This is a genomic window from Vibrio sp. 10N.261.46.A3 (assembly GCF_041472995.1).
Lineage (GTDB): Bacteria > Pseudomonadota > Gammaproteobacteria > Enterobacterales > Vibrionaceae > Vibrio > Vibrio coralliirubri.
In genome coordinates this window covers 28,441-45,345 of sequence record NZ_JBFRRH010000122.1, presented here as the reverse complement: position 1 = coordinate 45,345, position 16,905 = coordinate 28,441, and the positions used below count along the sequence as shown (strand labels likewise).

Here is a 16,905-nt window from a genome sequence, read left to right as displayed (position 1 = left end):
ACCTATTACATGCATGCTGTGAACAATAAATGTTATATAAGCTCACTCGAAGAGCTGTATGAAATAATCGATTCACTTATCACGGGGTGTAGTGGAGAGCGTGGTTTAATTTATAACGTGTGTGATTATGACAACCGTAATCTGATGCCAAGCTTAGGCCGGTCAAATCGTAAAAACATTCGCCGAGTCGAACAAGAGTTGCTTTCAACCGTGAGAGTTTACGGTGGGCATTCACTGAGTTCACACGAGATAAACGATTGGTTATTGATGTGCTTAGCCAAGAAGCAGGGGTTTCCAACCCGGTTACTTGAATGGACAGATAGCCTGATTAATGCGTTGTGGTCTGTGTGCCATAGCCAAAGTAAAGACTGCATCAATATTGTTAAAGCGATTAATTATCATAGGGTTAGTGTTTTTAACTCACCCTATGAACTTGAAAGAACTCAGATCTTTAAAGTAGCCGACTGCGATAAGCAGGAGCAACGAACGGATAAGTGGTATTCCATTCATCCATTTAAGGACGGCAGTAATGATGCCATTCAGTCTTTGTACGATGAGAAAGAATATTCAAACGGTCTAGTATCCGTTCATATTCTTCCGTCAGCGAAAGTAAACCTGATAAAGGAGTTAATATCCATGAATGTTTTAAATGAACCGACTGATTATATCGAAGAGAAGCTAACCGATATAAAAAATGAAGCCCATGTAGATAACAATCAAGTTATTAATAAAGGTGAGGGTAATATTGAATTACAAGTGAATACCCATAACCGTAAACTTGAGCAGTATGGCCGAAAGTACCATCAAGATTTTGACTTCGACTAAAGGCTAATATCTATATCAATTTAAATTAGTTTTAGACTTAACGTAGTTGTTTTTCTGGTAAATAAAATTAGAACACTAATTAGTTTATAAAAAGATGAAATCTGTGAGCTTAGAGATTGTTTATAAAGCAACTCGAAGTTAGAGTGGCGAAGCTTGTTATCAAGTTGTTAAATTTCCACAGATCTAGTTTAAACACTCTAATAAAAAAGTGGCGCAAAGCCACTGAAATTTAAACCAATAACGAAAACATAAAGGATTCTGGAATATGAATATGCAAACCAATGCAGCGACATTCGTGCTGGAAAACCAAGTCGACACCGCCTTTTTACAGTCTTTCAGTGATGCGTGGAATAACCACGACATCGAAGCACTGATGTCGTTTATGACTGAAGACTGTGTCTTCCACACCGTGGCAGGAGAAGGCTTGCTTGGAAATACTATTGAAGGGTACGAAGCCGTTCGCAATAGCTTTGAATTGGTTTGGCAGAACTTTCCAGATGCAGCTTGGAGCGACCCTGTCCATTTTGTGTGTGGTGACCGTGCGGTGAGTGAATCGACGTTCTCTGCGACTAACCCTGATGGCAGCATCATCGAAGCTCGCATGGTCGACGTGTTTACCCTGAAAGATGGAAAAATCAGCGTAAAAAATGCCTTCCGTAAAACACGACCTCTTTTGACTCCCAACAATACTCCCAAGAGCTAGACACGAAACCACAACCCGTTCACGTGTTATGACTAGGAGAGTCGAATTATGAGTTTAGTAATGGAACAACCGGCAGCCGATGTGCTGCCAAAGGTGAAAAGCACCCAAGCAAAAGAAAGTACCCAAGCAAGAGATAAATACGATCCAAAATACGATCCACTTAAAGACAAGAGCCCTGGTCACGGTAAGGAATACGCACCAACGTACTGGGTAGATACGGCAGGCGCGCCACCTGAAGATGATGGTCCAATTACATCGGATATGGATGTTGATGTGGCGATAATCGGTTCAGGTTACACAGGCCTAAGTACCGCGATACACCTTGCTGAAATGTACGGCATTAAAGCGACTGTGATTGAAGCTAACCGTATGAGTTGGGGTTGCAGTACCCGAAATGGTGGTCAGGCTCAGTGTGCGTCAGGACGCTTAAAACGCTCTCAGTGGATTGAACGCTGGGGACTAGAAACTGCGCTGAAAATGCACCGCGAATGCGTCGATGGCATGAACACCTTTAAGTCTCTAATCAAAGACATTGATTGTGACCCACAACCGGGCGGCCACTTATATGTCGCTCACCGTCCAAAAGTGATGGCAACACTTGAGAAAGAAGCCAAGTTGCTGCGTGACACGTTCGATTACGATGCGCAGATCTTAGATGCGGAAACCGTAAAGCGAGATTACGTTGGTGACCAAGAAGCGGCAGGCGCAATGCATGAGCCAGAAGGGATTGGTATTCATGCAGGGAAACTGGCGTTTGGCTATCTGAGAAAGGCGAGAGCACTCGGTGTAAAAGTGCATCCAGCAAGCCCTGTAATGGGGTGGGAAACACGTAACGGTGTGCACTACTTGAAAACGCCCGGCGGCGTTGTGAAGGCACGTTCTGTGGGGGTTTGTACCGGTGGATACACTAGCCAAGGTTTGCATTCAGAGCTTAAGAATCGCTTGTTGCCGGTACTTTCTAATTCGATGGTGACACGTCCGCTAACTCAAGACGAAATTGCCGCGTGTAACTTCAAAACCAATCAGGTGATTACAGATACCCGAATCCTACGTCATTACTACCGTCTGTTACCGGATAACCGAGTACAGATTGGGACGCGCAGTGCCATCAGTGGCAAGAACGCACCTGAAAAGAAATACGAAGACATGTTGAGAGCGGATTTAACTCGAAAATTCCCGTCTCTCGATCAAATCAAAATCGACTACTCATGGTGGGGCTGGGTGGATGTTAGCCACGACATGATGCCGAGAATCTATCAGCCGAATCCCAAGCAATCCATCTTCTACGCGCTGGGCTATGGCGGTAATGGCGTGATGTATTCCGCTCAAGCAGGTAAGCGCCTCGCTCAGTGGATCGCAGGTGAAGGCCACAAGTTGGACTTGCCAATATTTGAATCAAAACTTCCGTTCCCCAACGTGAGGGAAGTGGTGGAATCAGAGATGTTTGCACCGTTTCGCAGAATGGGGCAGCGGTTCCTTTATCAGTGGTATTCGTTAAAGGATGAAAAGCTGTAATCGCGACTCGAACATTGTTTCCAAAATAGGGAAATAGAACTACGACCAGGAAAGTTGTACCAGGTCACCTTGTGAGCAAAGTACAGGCAGGAAGTCTGTACGATAGGAAAGGTTAAGACTATGAAATTTATTAAAAATAAAATTATTGCTGGTGTCACAATTGTAGCAACAGCGGTGTTATCTCATACCGCGGCAGCAGCGAATTTTAAAATGGCTATCGGCGATGCTGCTGGTGGTACGCAGTGGGAATTGGCGACATCGTTTTCTGAACTGATGGAGCAAAAAACAGACGGTAAAGTAAAAATCGATCTGTTCCCGAATGGTCAATTAGGCAATGAGCAAGACACCGTCAACGATGCGGCAATCGGTCTTCTCGACTTCTCTGTACTGGCGATCAACAACGTAACCCCTTTCTCTCCAACTGTTGGTCTATTGACCATGCCTTACGTGATTCAAAGCGCAGAAGAAGCGGTTCTACTGACTCAAGGCCAAGTCGGCCAAGACCTCGTCGATAACACGATACGTGATGCTGGCGTTCGCATCGTTGGTTGGGCTTATTCAGGCTTTAGGGTTTTGACTAACTCGAAAAAGCCAGTCGCTTCGCCAGAAGATCTTAAAGGACTGGTGATTCGTGTTCCTCGTAACGAAATCATGATTGCTTCTTACCAAGCATGGGGTGTAAACCCAACACCAATGGCATGGTCTGAGACCTTTACCGGCCTGCAACAAGGCGTGGTTGATGGTCAAGATAACCCTTACATCACTGTGCATGCGATGAAGTTCAATGAAGTACAAAAGTACGTGACCAACATTCGCTACATCTTCTCGCTTGAGCCGCTAATCGTCAGTGAAACGGTCTTCCAACAACAGACTCCAGAGATGCAAAAAATCATTCTTGAAGCGGGTCAGGAAGCGACAGAACACAGCTTTGCTTATCTAGAAAATACGGAAAATAAAATCCGTGAAGAGCTACAAGCAAAAGGCATGGTATTCACCGACCCAGCAGACAACGAACAAGAGTGGATCAACAAGGTGACTAAGTCAGTTTGGCCTAAGTTTTACTCAAGCATTGGAGGCAAAGACAAGCTAGACGACGTTCTTGAGTTACTAGGTAGAAAGTAACGATTAGATTCGCCCTATCTGCTGTTCTCCGCTACCTAATCACCTAGCGATAGAACAGTGAGATAGGGCATTTACATGGCTGTACTCGTTGAGCTGTTCTGTACCTGATCTTTTTAGGACCGTGAGCGACTGGTTGTCATGTGGAAATCAACATTGGAGGTTATATGTCAGTCGCTAAAACAATAAAAAAGCACCTAAACAACATTGAGGAATATACCTGTTGTCTGCTGCTCGCAAGCTTTGTCCTATTGCTGTTCACACAAATCATTACTCGTCAGTTCTTTGATTACTCCATACCTTGGGGTGATGAAGTAGCCACTTACATGTTCGTTTGGTTTGCTTACTTGGGAGCTGTTGTGGCAGCCAAAATGTCGGCTCATAACCGAGTGAGCTTTCACTTCAAATTCTTTCCGCCAATCGTGCAAACCGTTAGCGAAACCATCGCTGACTTCTTATGGCTCTGCTTCAACGGTTACTTTGTTTACCTCAGTTACGACTTCGTGTTTAACAAAATGAACCTGTTTTGGAAATCTCAAACCACAGGCATCCCGATGAAGTATTTCTACATGATTTTACCTATCGCGTTTTCCCTAATGATGATTCGAATTATCTGGAACAACTACGAGCGTTTATTCAAAGGCGCAACCAACGAAGATCCAGAAGTCAAAGAACTGCGAAAAATGACGGCACAAAAGTCAGCGCAGTAGTCATCACAGAGAATAGTCGTAATAGAGAGATGTAATAATGGAATCCTATTTAACTCTAATTTTATTTGGTGGCTTCTTAACCCTGTTAATTCTAGGTGCACCAATCACAGTATCACTGGCCGGCGCTTCAATGGCGGCCTATATGTTGCTCGACAAAAATCCCATCGCACTGGTACAAATTGCGTTTACTTCGGTGGGTAACTTTCCATTAATGGCGCTGCCAGCTTTTGTTCTTGCTGGCGCGTTAATGGAGGCGGCGGGGATCTCCAAACGTTTGGTGGATATCGCCGAAAGCTTAGCTGGGCCCGTAACAGGCGGCCTTGGCGCAGCAACGGTAATGGCGTGTCTTTTCTTTGGCGCTATCTCGGGTTCAGGCCCTGCAACAACCGCAGCGGTAGGCATGTTGATGGTGCCCGCGATGGTTAAGCGTGACTACGATAAGAGCTACGCGTCGGCAGTAACGGCCGCATCAGGTGGCTTGGGCATCATCATTCCTCCCTCCATTCCTTTGGTTATCTTTGGCATTTCTGCGATGGGATTAATGGCACCGCCAGAAGCTATTGCTCAGCATGGCCAGTTTGCTTCTTTGTCTATTCCAAAACTGTTTGTTGCTGGGGTTGTGCCGGGTTTCATTATGGCGTCGACGCTAGTGGTCACTAACTATTTTATTGCTAAGCGTGAAGGCTATAAAGGGTTAACCGAAACATGGTCGTTTGGTGATGTAAGGCATTACTTGCGTCGCGGTTTATGGTCGATATTAGCGCCATTCCTGATTCTTGGTGGTATCTACAGCGGTATGTTCACACCAACAGAGTCTGCGGTTGTGGCGATTTTTTATTCACTATTTGTGGGTGTGTTTATTCACCGAGAGTTGTCGTTCAAAAGCGTGATGAAATCTTTGTCGACCACCACATGGATCACCGGACGCGTATTGTTAATCCTCTTTGCTGCCACTGTGTTCGGACGCTTGTTGATTGAGCAAAAAATCCCAGTTGTTGTGGCGGAATCGCTACTCAGTTTCACCGACAACATGTACATGGTGTGGGCACTAACGATCACCTTGCTGCTGTTCATCGGCATGTTCATGGAAACCTTGGCGGCGATCATGATCATTGTGCCTGTTCTGCTGCCAATCATGTACATGCTGGGCGCCGATCCTACTCACGTTGGTATCGTGGTGGTGTGTACGCTCTCGATAGGTTTTGCTACGCCTCCACTCGGTGAAAATATCTTTGTCGCCTCGGGGATTGGTGGCTCTACGGTCGAGCAGATCACCGCGAAGATCCATCCCTTTGTACTTGCATCTGTCGTAGGCGTTTTCGTTATCGCTTTCTTCCCACAAATCACGCTTTGGCTACCGTCCTTAGTCGGCTATTAGGAGACACAACGATGAATCTATCCAGAATAATCCTTATTGGCTGCGCCTTGTTTGCTGTGGTCAGCGGCATTGGATTGCGTGCAGAGCATTCAGAAGTCGAGAAAGAGATTAAGCCAGTCAATGTGCTCGATATCTCTGAGCCACATGTGGTCAGTGACGCTGAAAGGAGAGCCAAAACCTTGTTGGCGAAAGCGGTGGTGCACGTTCAAAAAGAAGGTGACGACAGCGTGAAAGACTTCATGAGTGATGCCGAATATATAGACGGTGAGCTCTATGTATTTGCTCTTGGTATTGATGGCCAATTCCTTGCCAGTGGCGGCTCTTCTATGGTGCTGGTGGGCGACAGCGTTTTGGATACCCAAGACGTTTACGGCAATCCTTTTTTCCGTGAAATGATCACCAAAGCGGTACACAAGGGTTTTGGTCAGGTGAAGTATCACTGGACCAATCCGACTGACCGAATGGGCGAACCTAAAACCACCTTCTTCGAGCGTGTCGGCGATGTAATCGTGGCCGTGGGGTATTACCCAGAACGTTCCAGTGCTGCAGAAGCTAAGCGGTTATTGGCGAGAGCCATGACCGCGATAGTGGAATCTGAGCAAGACAGCATTACTGAATTTAATGATACCGAAGGCAGTTTTGTAGAAGGGGACCTGTATGTGTTTGTGATGGATATGAGTTCAGGAAAGCTGCTCGCACATGGCGTGTCTCCTGAGCTTGTTGGGCGTTCACACAACGAAATTCTAAGTCCTGACGATAAGCCGATTCTCACTGAGATGTTAAACCTAGCCAAAGAAAATGGTCGTGGCGTTTACACCTATCGATGGTTAAACCCGCTGTCGAGCAAAGTGGAAACTAAGCACACTTACTATCGAGTTATCGACAATAAGTTGGTTGGGGTAGGTTATTACACAAATTCAAACAACACGTAAACGCGTTTCTACGGAACCCTCAACCCAGTTAAATAAAGGGCTGAGGGCTCGAAATGCCGGTTTGTGTAAAAAAGCAATTTAGTAAAATTCACACTGTGTAATTTTTGTTGTGAAATTGTTTCAAAAATAACAGTAGTATGAAAAACATGGAAACCACACAGTAAAGAACAATTTTGAAAAGGGTCTATTGGGATGTTTGACCTAAATGAAATTTAAAGCCGTACGAGGGATAGACTATGAATATGCTGACACTAGACAAAACAGAACTTCACAGAAACCATTCAACATTTATTGCTGAAGCTGTCTTTGCCGTCGAAATGGTGAAAGCAGACAAGCAACTCGAAAAACAAAAAATGGCGAAACAGTTGCTTGATACTCTATTTCCTCTAGAGACGGGTTCACATGAAGATGTAGTGAGCTACGAGATCGATTACCGACACGTTCAGGTTTACTTCAAGAATGGCGAACATACTGGACTGAAACGCGCTAAACACTTTGTGGCTTACACAGGTGATAAATCTAAGCCTTCAGCAATCCTATTCCGTGATGAAAGCGGTACGCACGTTGAAGTGACAATCGGCGCTCGTAAAGGCACAGGCCGTCTGGAGTTGGTTGATATTCAAGATATCCAATTAGAGACGTGCACTACGTTTGGTCAAACTGAGGCGAGCCGTTCTTCTGGCATCCGTCACTGGGTGAGCTTAGTAAAAGGCGATGAAAGTGGCCGCCCGAATGCATCAAGTGAAGACAAAGAGTTCACGGCGAAAAATGGTGAAGACTATAACCTCGGTTTTTGCTTCGCAATCTAACGAACTGTCTTTGAAATGTGCAGTGCTGATCTGTAAGACGCAGCACTGACATTTGAGCACTGATTTCTCTTTTACCTTTGGTAACTTTCCCCGCCCCTATAGCGGGGCTTTTTTATTAGAGCTATAAGTAAATTGGGTGATTATTAAAATTATCTGCAAAAAGTTTGGATGTGATTTTACGGTGCGTCATTTTAATTTAAATTGTTGTATTTGAAGGTTTTTATTCTTTTATTTTATTCTGTTTTTATTGGGTTAACTATCACTATCAACGGTAGTTTGGGTGACTATTGAGCTAAAACTCAGTCAAAATGCTTTGAGCTGTGCTATAATGTGCGCCTTGGGATTGAGCCAGTAAGTCCATTTATCACTAACTATTGTGATTTTTATTGCCTTTTATTTAGGCGGTTCGGCGAGCCAATCAAGTAGTAATTGGATACGGAGAGCGTCCTTATATTCGTTGATTCGGATATGCGAACATCATAATTTATGAGTTTTAAATCAAAAAAATACAGTATTGATTCTACTGACTATCAAGTTGGTCAAGATAACGTCAGTAAATGGGGCATGGATGTCCATAACACAGTCTTCGTAGCCTCAGTAGGCTTATCTCTTCTCTTCATCATCACTCTTCTTGCTCTTCCTCCTGCAGATGCCAAAGCTGCGATTGATTCTATCAAGGGTGCTGTTTTATCAAAGTTTGACTTCCTCTTTATGTGGGGAGCCAACATCATGTTAGTTTTTGCCGTTATTCTTGCATTCTCACCTTTGGGTAAAGTTCGCTTAGGTGGCGAAGACGCGACTGCGGACTATTCAATGTCATCTTGGATTGCGATGTTATTCGCAGCAGGTATGGGTATTGGACTTATTTTCTGGGGTGTTGCAGAGCCAACCGCGTTCTTCTCGAACTGGTTCGGAACGCCACTCGATGCAGAACCTTTCACAGCAGCTGGCCGTGAACTGGCACTTGGTGCGACCGTATTCCACTGGGGCTTCCATGCTTGGGCTATCTATGGCATGACGGCACTTTGCCTTGCGTATTTTGTTTACAACAAAGGCTTACCGCTATCAATGCGTTCTGTGTTCTACCCAATTTTGGGTGAGCGAGTATGGGGCAAAACGGGTGATGTGATCGATGTACTAACGGTACTGGTTACTCTGTTTGGTCTTGCGACTTCACTAGGTTTAGGTGGTACACAAGCAGCAAGTGGTATCAGCCACGTGTTTGGCTTGGATAACAACATCTTCCTTCAGCAATCTATCATCGTTCTGATCATGGGCTTAGCGATCATCTCTGTACTACGTGGTATGGACGGTGGTGTTAAATTCCTAAGTAACCTGAACATGGTTATTGCGTTTGTATTCCTTGGTCTGATCGCTGTTCTGAACTTCACAACTGTGCTTGATTCTGTCGCGACTGCTGTGACGGGGTATGCGAAAAACATCATTGCACTGAGCCAAAGCTCTGGCCGTGAAGACACAACATGGCTGCATGGCTGGACAGTGTTCTACTGGGCATGGTGGGTTGCGTATGCACCATTCTTCGGTATGTTCGTAGCGCGTATTTCTAAGGGCCGTACGGTTCGTGAATTCCTACTTTGCGTATTGATTATCCCAACACTGGTAACGTCTGCTTGGATGTCTATCTTTGGTGGCGTGGCTATCGAGCAAGTGATCAGTCATGTGGGGCAACTTGGCCTCGACCAAGGCATCACAGACGTATCTCTAAGCTTGTTCTACATGCTAGATGCTTACCCGTTTGGTAGCATTCTATCTGTTATCGCTGTAGCGCTGATCATCGTATTCTTCGTGACTACGCTAGATTCAGGTTCTATCGTTATCGATGGCATGACGGCGGGTGGTAAGCTTGAAGTCCCTGTTAAACAGAAAGTGGTGTGGGCGGTTATCTCAGGCGCTATCGCAATGGTGATGTTGTGGATTGGTGGTACTCAATCTATCCAAGCACTGCAATCGATCACGATCATTGCTGCACTGCCGTTTACGATCATTCTTCTGATTGGTTGTTTCAGCTTGTTGAAAGGTCTGCTGACTGAAGTAGACAAAGGGCAAACAAGCGTTAGTGAAACAGCAAAATAAAGTCACTAAGCCGCTGAGTAAGTCATTAGGTAATTAACGACTTATTTCAGATGAAGCGTTATTTCAAAGCTCTCTTGCACCATGTGTAAGGGAGCTTTTTTATGCTTGAGAAGAAATGACAGGTAAGAGAAAGAGACAAAAAAAGAGCCACAAGCGAATCGTCACTTGTGGCTCTTTTTTAGTTTTAGGGCTTAGTTCTAGGTACTAGCTTACGCGTTTAGTTCGTGTTGAATTACATAATCCAAAGCACCGACTACCGCAGCAACCTGAGCGTCATTACACTCTTCGTCTGTCACTTTGTCGCTGTCCGGGTAAACCTCTGTGGTTGTACCGTACTTACAATCAGTCACACCGCCACATAAGCCAAGCTTCTTCATTGGGTAGTTAATCACACCATGTTGGGTAACTTCAGAACCAATGATCTTGCCGTCTGCATCTGCTGGCGCAATGTGCGTTACTTTTTCTACTGAAGCAATTACCGCCGCTTGGAATTCCGGCTGTGGATTTTCTGTATCGCCAACCGTGTAGAAACCGTCTGGAATCATACCTTCGATGTACTCAATGCCATCACGAGCAGCAAGTGCCGGGCGGAATTCTGTCTCATCAGAATCTGTCGTTTCATGTAGATCAACGTGAACTAAGATTTCTGGTAAAGAAGCGACTAATGCACGTAGGTTTGCGGATTCTTCTGCTGGCGTACCGTCGTAGAAAGAGCGGTTTGGATCGACAGCATTTGGGTTCCAACGGTTGATCACTTCGTAACCCCAAGGACTCACACAAGGTGCAACAACAATGTTGAAGTGCGCTGAGTATTGTTCTGCTTGAGTTGCGGCGAATTTGATCGCGCCATGCACACCACTGGTTTCGTAACCGTGAACACCACCTGTTACAAGGATCGTCGGTTTTGATGCATCCCAGTTTTTGCTTTTGATTGCAAAAAGCGGGAAACGAGCTTCATCGTAACTCAATGCGCCGTATTGCTCGATGTCAAAGCGGTCTGCCAATGCTTGGATTTTTGGTACGACTTCTTGCTGGTATTCACGCTTAACGGTTCTTTGAGCGAACCATGCTTGACGTTCTGCTTCTTGCCATTTTTGTCCTGGCTTACCGATTGGGTAGGAGTATTCACTTTTCATCTATACTTCTTCTTTTATGTTCGCGAAAGATGAAGACAGACTAGTCCTGTCTAGCTGAGACGGCAATAGAAAACACAACTTGTGACTCTATTTTTTACAGACTCATAACTTTGATGACTGGATTGATGGTGTTACATTTTATCAATTGTTTAATCCCTTAAAAGAGACCATAAAATGGCTGGAGCAAGTTTATTAACGCTACTGGATGACATTGCAACCGTGTTGGATGATGTCGCACTGATGTCCAAGGTCGCAGCGAAAAAAACCGCTGGTGTGTTGGGGGATGACTTAGCGCTGAACGCTCAGCAGGTATCCGGTGTTTCTGCTGAACGAGAGATCCCAGTGGTATGGGCGGTTGCCAAAGGCTCATTTAAAAACAAGCTGATTTTGGTGCCCGCGGCATTATTGATCAGTGCCTTTATTCCTTGGCTGATCATGCCTTTGCTTTTGATTGGTGGCTTGTTTCTTTGTTTTGAAGGTGCCGAGAAAATCTTAGAGAAGCTGTTTCCTCATGCTCATCAAGAGGCTGAAAAGGGAGAGGACACAAGTACTGGAGAATCCATAGAGGAATATGAGAAGAGAAAGGTCGCAGGCGCGATTCGTACCGATTTCATATTATCCGCGGAAATCATCGTGATAGCACTGGGCACCGTGACAGGTACAAGTATCCTTACTCAGATTCTTGTCGTGAGTTTGATTGCGGTTGTGATGACGATTGGTGTTTATGGCTTAGTGGCAGGGATCGTTAAGTTAGACGATTTAGGCTTTTATCTGCAGCGAACATCGAATGGCAGTACCATTAAAACCCAATTGGGTAATGGGCTAGTCGCGTTTGCTCCCAAGTTAATGAAGACGCTTGCTGTGGTCGGCACCGCCGCGATGTTTTTGGTTGGCGGCGGCATTGTGGTGCACAACGTTCCTGCGATTCATCATTTAATTGAGCCGATTATTATGGACTTTCGTGGACATACGATAGCGACAGCGGTTGTTCCAACGTTGTTGAACGGTGTTATTGGTGTCTTAGCTGGGCTGATCGTTGTTGCTGTTTGGACGGTGATTGGAAAAATTCGCGGTAAGTAATCGCGCATTATTGGTCTTAATAAAACCATATCTCCGCGAAACGAAAAAGGGGCACCATAATCATTATGGTGCCCCTTTTAATCTAATGGGTCGTGTTTAATTAACACCACGCTCTTATTTTTCAATATAAGCGCTTATTTACCGACCAAGCGTTTACTTTACAGACCAAGCAATCGTCTCTCCGCCACGGATTGGCACAACGATGTCTGAACCGAAAGGCATAGTTTCAGCAACGTTCCACTCTTCTTTAACAAGAGTAATGGTGTCCGTGTTACGTGGAATACCGTAGAAGTCAGGGCCGTTGTGGCTCGCGAAAGCTTCTAGGTTCTCAATCTTACCTTCTAAGTCGAACACTTCTGCGTACAGTTCAACGGCAGCGTGCGCTGTGTAAGACCCCGCACAACCACATGCTGACTCTTTTGCGCCTTTTGCGTGTGGTGCAGAGTCTGTACCCAAGAAGAACTTTTTGCTGCCGCTTGTTGCAGCTTCGATAAGCGCTAATTGGTGCGTGTTGCGCTTCAGAATAGGAAGGCAGTAGAAGTGTGGCTTAATGCCGCCAACCAACATGTGGTTGCGGTTGTAAAGCAGGTGGTGAGCGGTGATGGTTGCTGCTACGTTGTCGTTCGCGTTTTTAACGAAGTTTGCTGCATCAGCAGTTGTGATGTGCTCAAGAACAATCTTTAGGTTAGGGAAGTCGTTCACAATCGGCGCTAGCACTGTGTCTAGGAACTGCTTCTCACGGTCGAAGATATCAACATCGTGAGTGGTTACTTCACCGTGAACCAGTAGCAACATATCCACTTCTTGCATTGCTTCTAATACGTGGTAAATCTTTTGTGCTGACGTTACACCTGAATCAGAGTTAGTCGTCGCGCCTGCTGGGTAAAGCTTTGCTGCCACTACTGCACCAGAATCTTTCGCTTTGCGAATTTCTTCAGGTGTTGTGTTGTCTGTCAGGTAAAGTGCCATTAGAGGCTGGAATTGCTCGCTTGGCTGCTCTGCCATGATGCGTTCACGGTAAGCTAAAGCCATTTCGGTATCGGTTACCGGTGGGATGGTGTTTGGCATGATTAACGCTCGACCATTGTAGCGGCTGATATCGCGCACTGTATCTTTTAATACTTCGCCATCGCGTAGATGAACGTGCCAGTCGTCAGGACGAGTAATCGTAAGTTGTGTCATTGAAGGCTCCCACCATTTGAAGTGTTATGTAGTTGGAGCCTAAACTCGGCGAAATCTGTGAAAGCAATCGCTTACGTTTAGGCGACAGGATGATAGTGGAAAAGCACTTTGATTTCATCCTATTTTTAACTCTTCAGGGCTAGGAGCTTGTTTTTATGGGTTTTTAATTCGGTATTTATTTTTAGATACGGGTTAACGAGTCGCCACCCAGAGTCCGTGGATCATCCCTGGCACCCAGAAGAAGAAGGTCAGGACGATGTTAATCAGCAGATCTTTACCTGCACCACGAGCGAAGAACACACCAACAGGCGGAAGCAGTACACATAAAATGATAATGACGAGTTTGTTCATGATAAATCCTTTTTATTCAATGAAAGTTCAATGCGATAACCGTGTTCACATTATAGAACGTATGGAGAGTGTTAATGCATTGCTGTCTTAATGTATACAAGGCAGTGATTTAAACATCTCAAGATATTAGCTTAGTATCAAGTGTTTAATGCCTGCCAGTTTATCTATTTATAACCATTTGTTAGCATTGGGACAAACAACAAAACATTGGAATCGTTATGTCGCAGTCACCTATAGATCGAAAGGCTTCAGAGCAAGCTCCTTCCTTATCTCAAATCAACGTGTTTCCGGTTAAATCAGTAGGTGGGATTGCACTCTCTTCTGCTTGGGTCGAAAAACAGGGCCTTACCTTCGACAGACGTTTTATGTTGGCGTTGGCTGACGGCTCAATGGTGACGGCGCGTAAGTACCCTAAAATGGTCAAGGTGTCTTCAAGCTTCCAGCCAGACGGTTTGATTTTTACTTACGAAGGTAAAGAACCGCTGCGCCTGAAATATGCAAACTTCAAGATGCAAGAAGCGCTTGCAACAGTGTGGAAAGACAGCTTCACCGCGTATACCACCAACGACGAGGCGGATGATTGGTTCAGCGATGTGCTTGGTGTTCGCGTAGAACTGTTGTTCTGTGGTGAGCAATCCAATCGTGTTCGAGAAAAGCTTGGTCAGAATGTCAGTTTCGCTGACGGCTATCCAATGTTGGTGATTAGCCAAGCCTCTCTCGATGAGCTTAATCGCCGCAGCCCTGAAGTTCATTCAATGGATCAGTTCCGCACTAACTTTGTTGTTTCAAATACAGAAGCCTTTGCCGAAGACGGTTGGAAGCGTATCCGAATTGGTGAGGTTGAATTCGAAGCGGTGAAGCCTTGTGAGCGTTGTATTCTGACGACAGTCGATGTTGAGAGCGGCGAATTCAGAGCGACAAAAGAGCCTCTTAATACCTTCTCTACATTCAGAGCCAACGAGCGTGGTGGTGTTTTCTTTGGTCAGAACCTAGTGGCAAAAAATGAAGGTCTGGTGAAAGCGGGTGACGTTGTTGAGGTACTTGAAACCAAAGAGAAAGAGCACTACGAAGATACTTGGGTTGAGTCACTGCACTTAACTTGCGTCGAGCGTGAAGAGATCGCTCGAGACTTTACGACGTTCTGGCTAGAGCCAGCGAAAGAGAACCATTCATTACCAAGCTATCAGCCGGGGCAACATTTACCGATTGAGATGGTGATTAATGGCGAAAAAGTGTCTCGTCGTTACACGCTATCTTCTAGTCCTTCACGCGCAGGTCGTTTGGCTATTTCCGTGAAGCGAGTGGACGATGGTCAAATCTCAAACTGGCTCAATGATCACTTCCAAGTCGGTGACACGCTTGTTGCTCAAAACCCAGATGGCGCTTTCTATTTAGAACAAAACCCTAAGCACCCACTGCTGCTTTTGTCTGCGGGTAGCGGCATTACGCCAATGTTGTCGATGCTTCGTTATTTAGCCGACCATGGCCAGATTGATGATGTGGTTTTCTATCATCAATGCAGCAGCGAAGAAGATATCCCTTATCAAGCAGAGATCGATCAAATTGCCAATGAACATCCAGGCTTACATGTGATTTACTCATTAAGCCAACCAACGAAAGAGTGGGATGGTTTATCAGGACGTTTGAGTGTGTCTCATGTCGCTAAAATTGAAGAGTTGCACAAGCGTCAAGCATTCGTGTGTGGCCCTGATGGCTTTATGGATAATGCCAAGAAACTGTTGATTCAAATGGGGCTTAATCCTCAGCATTACCACCAAGAAGCGTTTGGTGTGGCTCAGTCTACCGAAGAGGCGGTGAAGCAACTGCAGTTAAGTGTCAATGGCTACCTGTTTGAAGGTAATAACCAATCAACCCTGCTAGAGCAAGCAGAGTCTGCGGGTGTGTCTATCGCTTCAAGTTGCCGTGCTGGTTTCTGTGGTGCTTGTAAAGTGACCCTTGAGTCAGGGCAAGTTCACCAACCGGATGTGCCTGCATTGCAAGAGCATGAACGCAATCTGGGTCAGATACTGGCGTGTTGCAGTGTGCCTCAAACCGATATCGAAGTTGTTGATTAACGACGCGTTCGGTCAAAAGGAAAAGCACTAAATAGAAATGCCGGAAGTTCGTTAATGAGCTTCCGGCCTTTTTGATTCTGAGACTAATTCAAAAACGAATTAATCGTAGATCGTTGGGATTGGTTGACGCTTGTGCTGTGTTGCTTTGTAGATGCTCACTAAGCGATCGGATACGTCTTGAGAAACGGCTTTGCCTTCAAGGAAATCATCGATCTGATCGTAAGAAAGGTTCAATGCTGCTTCATCGGCTTTTTGTGGGTCAAGCTCTTCTAGATCTGCAGTTGGTACTTTCTTAACCAGTAGCTCTGGAGCGCCTAGTGTTGCTGCTAGTTCACGAACTTGACGTTTGTTCAGGCCGAACAAAGGTGCTAAATCACATGCGCCGTCACCGTGCTTGGTGTAGAAGCCAGTAATGTTTTCCGCTGAGTGGTCAGTACCGATTACAAGACCGCCAACGTAACCTGCAATTTCGTATTGTGCGATCATGCGAGCGCGAGCTTTCACATTGCCTTTCACAAAGTCGATTTTTGCTGAATCTGTTGGTAGCAGGCCAGTGCCTTCTAGAGCAACGTGAGATGCAGCGTGAAGCCCATCAACACCCGCTTTAATGTTTACAGAAACAGATTGAGAAGGCTGAATGAAAGACAGCGCAAGTTGCGCTTCGTCTTCATCTTTTTGTTCACCGTAAGGCAGGCGAACCGCGATGAATTGGTAGTCGTTGCTACCAGCGTTTTCATTTAGGCTATCAACGGCCATTTGTGCTAAACGGCCACAAGTTGTCGAATCCACACCGCCACTGATACCAAGGATCAGAGACTTGCAGCCTGACTGCTGAAGTTTCGTTTTAATAAAGTCCACACGACGAGTCACTTCGAAGTGAGGGTCAATTGAAGGTAGTACGCGCATTTCGTCACGAATTAACTGTTCCATTCGTATTCCTTTCCTGCAAGCAAATTAAAAATCTAGTGTTATCATACCTAAATCATCCGATTTAAA

Annotated in this window: 15 protein-coding genes; 11 read left to right on the top strand and 4 right to left on the bottom strand. The window is 45.4% G+C overall.

From position 1 onward, the window contains the following. Positions 1-9: 9 nt before the first annotated feature. The 9 genes from AB4484_RS23935 (at position 10) to AB4484_RS23895 (ending at position 10,085) form a co-directional block, all read left to right on the top strand. Complete coding sequence (locus AB4484_RS23935) at positions 10-825, top strand: FRG domain-containing protein (RefSeq protein ID WP_372080681.1); 816 nt, start codon at positions 10-12, stop codon at positions 823-825. A gap of 265 nt (positions 826-1,090) precedes the next feature. Then, positions 1,091-1,528 carry a nuclear transport factor 2 family protein gene (locus AB4484_RS23930; RefSeq protein WP_050643310.1) on the top strand — a complete coding sequence of 146 codons (438 nt, stop codon included), beginning with the start codon at positions 1,091-1,093 and terminating at the stop codon, positions 1,526-1,528. Between the two features lie 48 nt (positions 1,529-1,576). Further along, the gene (locus tag AB4484_RS23925) at positions 1,577-3,043 is read left to right on the top strand and encodes an NAD(P)/FAD-dependent oxidoreductase (protein ID WP_372080679.1); all 1,467 of its coding nucleotides are present in this window, start codon (positions 1,577-1,579) and stop codon (positions 3,041-3,043) included. A gap of 120 nt (positions 3,044-3,163) precedes the next feature. Continuing rightward, positions 3,164-4,165: a TRAP transporter substrate-binding protein gene (locus AB4484_RS23920; RefSeq protein WP_048610683.1), complete on the top strand. Its 1,002-nt coding sequence runs from the start codon at positions 3,164-3,166 to the stop codon at positions 4,163-4,165. 164 nt (positions 4,166-4,329) lie between these two features. Further along, a complete protein-coding gene (locus AB4484_RS23915; RefSeq protein WP_017097758.1) occupies positions 4,330-4,872 on the top strand; it encodes a TRAP transporter small permease in 543 nt (180 codons plus the stop codon). Positions 4,873-4,909: 37 nt separating this feature from the next. Continuing rightward, entirely contained in the window at positions 4,910-6,250 is a 1,341-nt protein-coding gene (locus AB4484_RS23910; protein WP_017064290.1) for a TRAP transporter large permease, read from the top strand. An 11-nt stretch (positions 6,251-6,261) separates the two neighbouring features. Further along, a complete protein-coding gene (locus AB4484_RS23905) occupies positions 6,262-7,182 on the top strand; it encodes a cache domain-containing protein (protein WP_050652791.1) in 921 nt (306 codons plus the stop codon). 236 nt (positions 7,183-7,418) lie between these two features. After that, positions 7,419-7,991 (top strand): malate synthase, encoded by a 573-nt coding sequence (locus tag AB4484_RS23900; RefSeq protein WP_017064292.1) that lies wholly within the window; start codon positions 7,419-7,421, stop codon positions 7,989-7,991. Positions 7,992-8,477: 486 nt separating this feature from the next. Then, the gene (locus AB4484_RS23895; protein ID WP_048610685.1) at positions 8,478-10,085 is read left to right on the top strand and encodes a BCCT family transporter; all 1,608 of its coding nucleotides are present in this window, start codon (positions 8,478-8,480) and stop codon (positions 10,083-10,085) included. A 209-nt stretch (positions 10,086-10,294) separates the two neighbouring features. On the opposite strand, the gene AB4484_RS23890 is transcribed toward AB4484_RS23895, so the two are convergent. Continuing rightward, positions 10,295-11,221 carry a M14 family metallocarboxypeptidase gene (locus AB4484_RS23890; protein ID WP_372080676.1) on the bottom strand — a complete coding sequence of 309 codons (927 nt, stop codon included), beginning with the start codon at positions 11,219-11,221 and terminating at the stop codon, positions 10,295-10,297. A 174-nt stretch (positions 11,222-11,395) separates the two neighbouring features. On the opposite strand from AB4484_RS23890, the gene AB4484_RS23885 reads away from it, so the two are divergent. Further along, a complete protein-coding gene (locus tag AB4484_RS23885; protein WP_372080674.1) occupies positions 11,396-12,301 on the top strand; it encodes a DUF808 domain-containing protein in 906 nt (301 codons plus the stop codon). A gap of 153 nt (positions 12,302-12,454) precedes the next feature. Here the strand turns inward: AB4484_RS23885 and pyrC are convergent, their stop codons facing one another. Together pyrC and AB4484_RS23875 are read right to left on the bottom strand one after the other, a co-directional pair. Then, on the bottom strand, positions 12,455-13,483 hold the full coding sequence (pyrC, locus tag AB4484_RS23880; protein ID WP_372080672.1) for a dihydroorotase: 1,029 nt from the start codon (positions 13,481-13,483) through the stop codon (positions 12,455-12,457). A gap of 192 nt (positions 13,484-13,675) precedes the next feature. Beyond that, positions 13,676-13,834, bottom strand: a complete 159-nt coding sequence (locus tag AB4484_RS23875) for a YqaE/Pmp3 family membrane protein (RefSeq protein WP_008215717.1) — start codon at positions 13,832-13,834, stop codon at positions 13,676-13,678. Positions 13,835-14,052: 218 nt separating this feature from the next. On the opposite strand from AB4484_RS23875, the gene AB4484_RS23870 reads away from it, so the two are divergent. Beyond that, positions 14,053-15,909 carry an MOSC N-terminal beta barrel domain-containing protein gene (locus AB4484_RS23870; protein WP_372080670.1) on the top strand — a complete coding sequence of 619 codons (1,857 nt, stop codon included), beginning with the start codon at positions 14,053-14,055 and terminating at the stop codon, positions 15,907-15,909. A gap of 99 nt (positions 15,910-16,008) precedes the next feature. Here the strand turns inward: AB4484_RS23870 and nadE are convergent, their stop codons facing one another. Next, positions 16,009-16,839, bottom strand: a complete 831-nt coding sequence (gene nadE / locus AB4484_RS23865) for an ammonia-dependent NAD(+) synthetase (RefSeq protein ID WP_050650923.1) — start codon at positions 16,837-16,839, stop codon at positions 16,009-16,011. Positions 16,840-16,905: the final 66 nt, after the last annotated feature.

Coding starts and splice junctions, on each gene's coding strand:
- AB4484_RS23935 (WP_372080681.1), top strand. CDS start 10: ATGCATGCTGTGAACAATAAATGTTATATAAGCTCACTCGAAGAGCTG.
- AB4484_RS23930 (WP_050643310.1), top strand. CDS start 1,091: ATGAATATGCAAACCAATGCAGCGACATTCGTGCTGGAAAACCAAGTC.
- AB4484_RS23925 (WP_372080679.1), top strand. CDS start 1,577: ATGAGTTTAGTAATGGAACAACCGGCAGCCGATGTGCTGCCAAAGGTG.
- AB4484_RS23920 (WP_048610683.1), top strand. CDS start 3,164: ATGAAATTTATTAAAAATAAAATTATTGCTGGTGTCACAATTGTAGCA.
- AB4484_RS23915 (WP_017097758.1), top strand. CDS start 4,330: ATGTCAGTCGCTAAAACAATAAAAAAGCACCTAAACAACATTGAGGAA.
- AB4484_RS23910 (WP_017064290.1), top strand. CDS start 4,910: ATGGAATCCTATTTAACTCTAATTTTATTTGGTGGCTTCTTAACCCTG.
- AB4484_RS23905 (WP_050652791.1), top strand. CDS start 6,262: ATGAATCTATCCAGAATAATCCTTATTGGCTGCGCCTTGTTTGCTGTG.
- AB4484_RS23900 (WP_017064292.1), top strand. CDS start 7,419: ATGAATATGCTGACACTAGACAAAACAGAACTTCACAGAAACCATTCA.
- AB4484_RS23895 (WP_048610685.1), top strand. CDS start 8,478: ATGAGTTTTAAATCAAAAAAATACAGTATTGATTCTACTGACTATCAA.
- AB4484_RS23890 (WP_372080676.1), bottom strand. CDS start 11,221: ATGAAAAGTGAATACTCCTACCCAATCGGTAAGCCAGGACAAAAATGG.
- AB4484_RS23885 (WP_372080674.1), top strand. CDS start 11,396: ATGGCTGGAGCAAGTTTATTAACGCTACTGGATGACATTGCAACCGTG.
- pyrC (WP_372080672.1), bottom strand. CDS start 13,483: ATGACACAACTTACGATTACTCGTCCTGACGACTGGCACGTTCATCTA.
- AB4484_RS23875 (WP_008215717.1), bottom strand. CDS start 13,834: ATGAACAAACTCGTCATTATCATTTTATGTGTACTGCTTCCGCCTGTT.
- AB4484_RS23870 (WP_372080670.1), top strand. CDS start 14,053: ATGTCGCAGTCACCTATAGATCGAAAGGCTTCAGAGCAAGCTCCTTCC.
- nadE (WP_050650923.1), bottom strand. CDS start 16,839: ATGGAACAGTTAATTCGTGACGAAATGCGCGTACTACCTTCAATTGAC.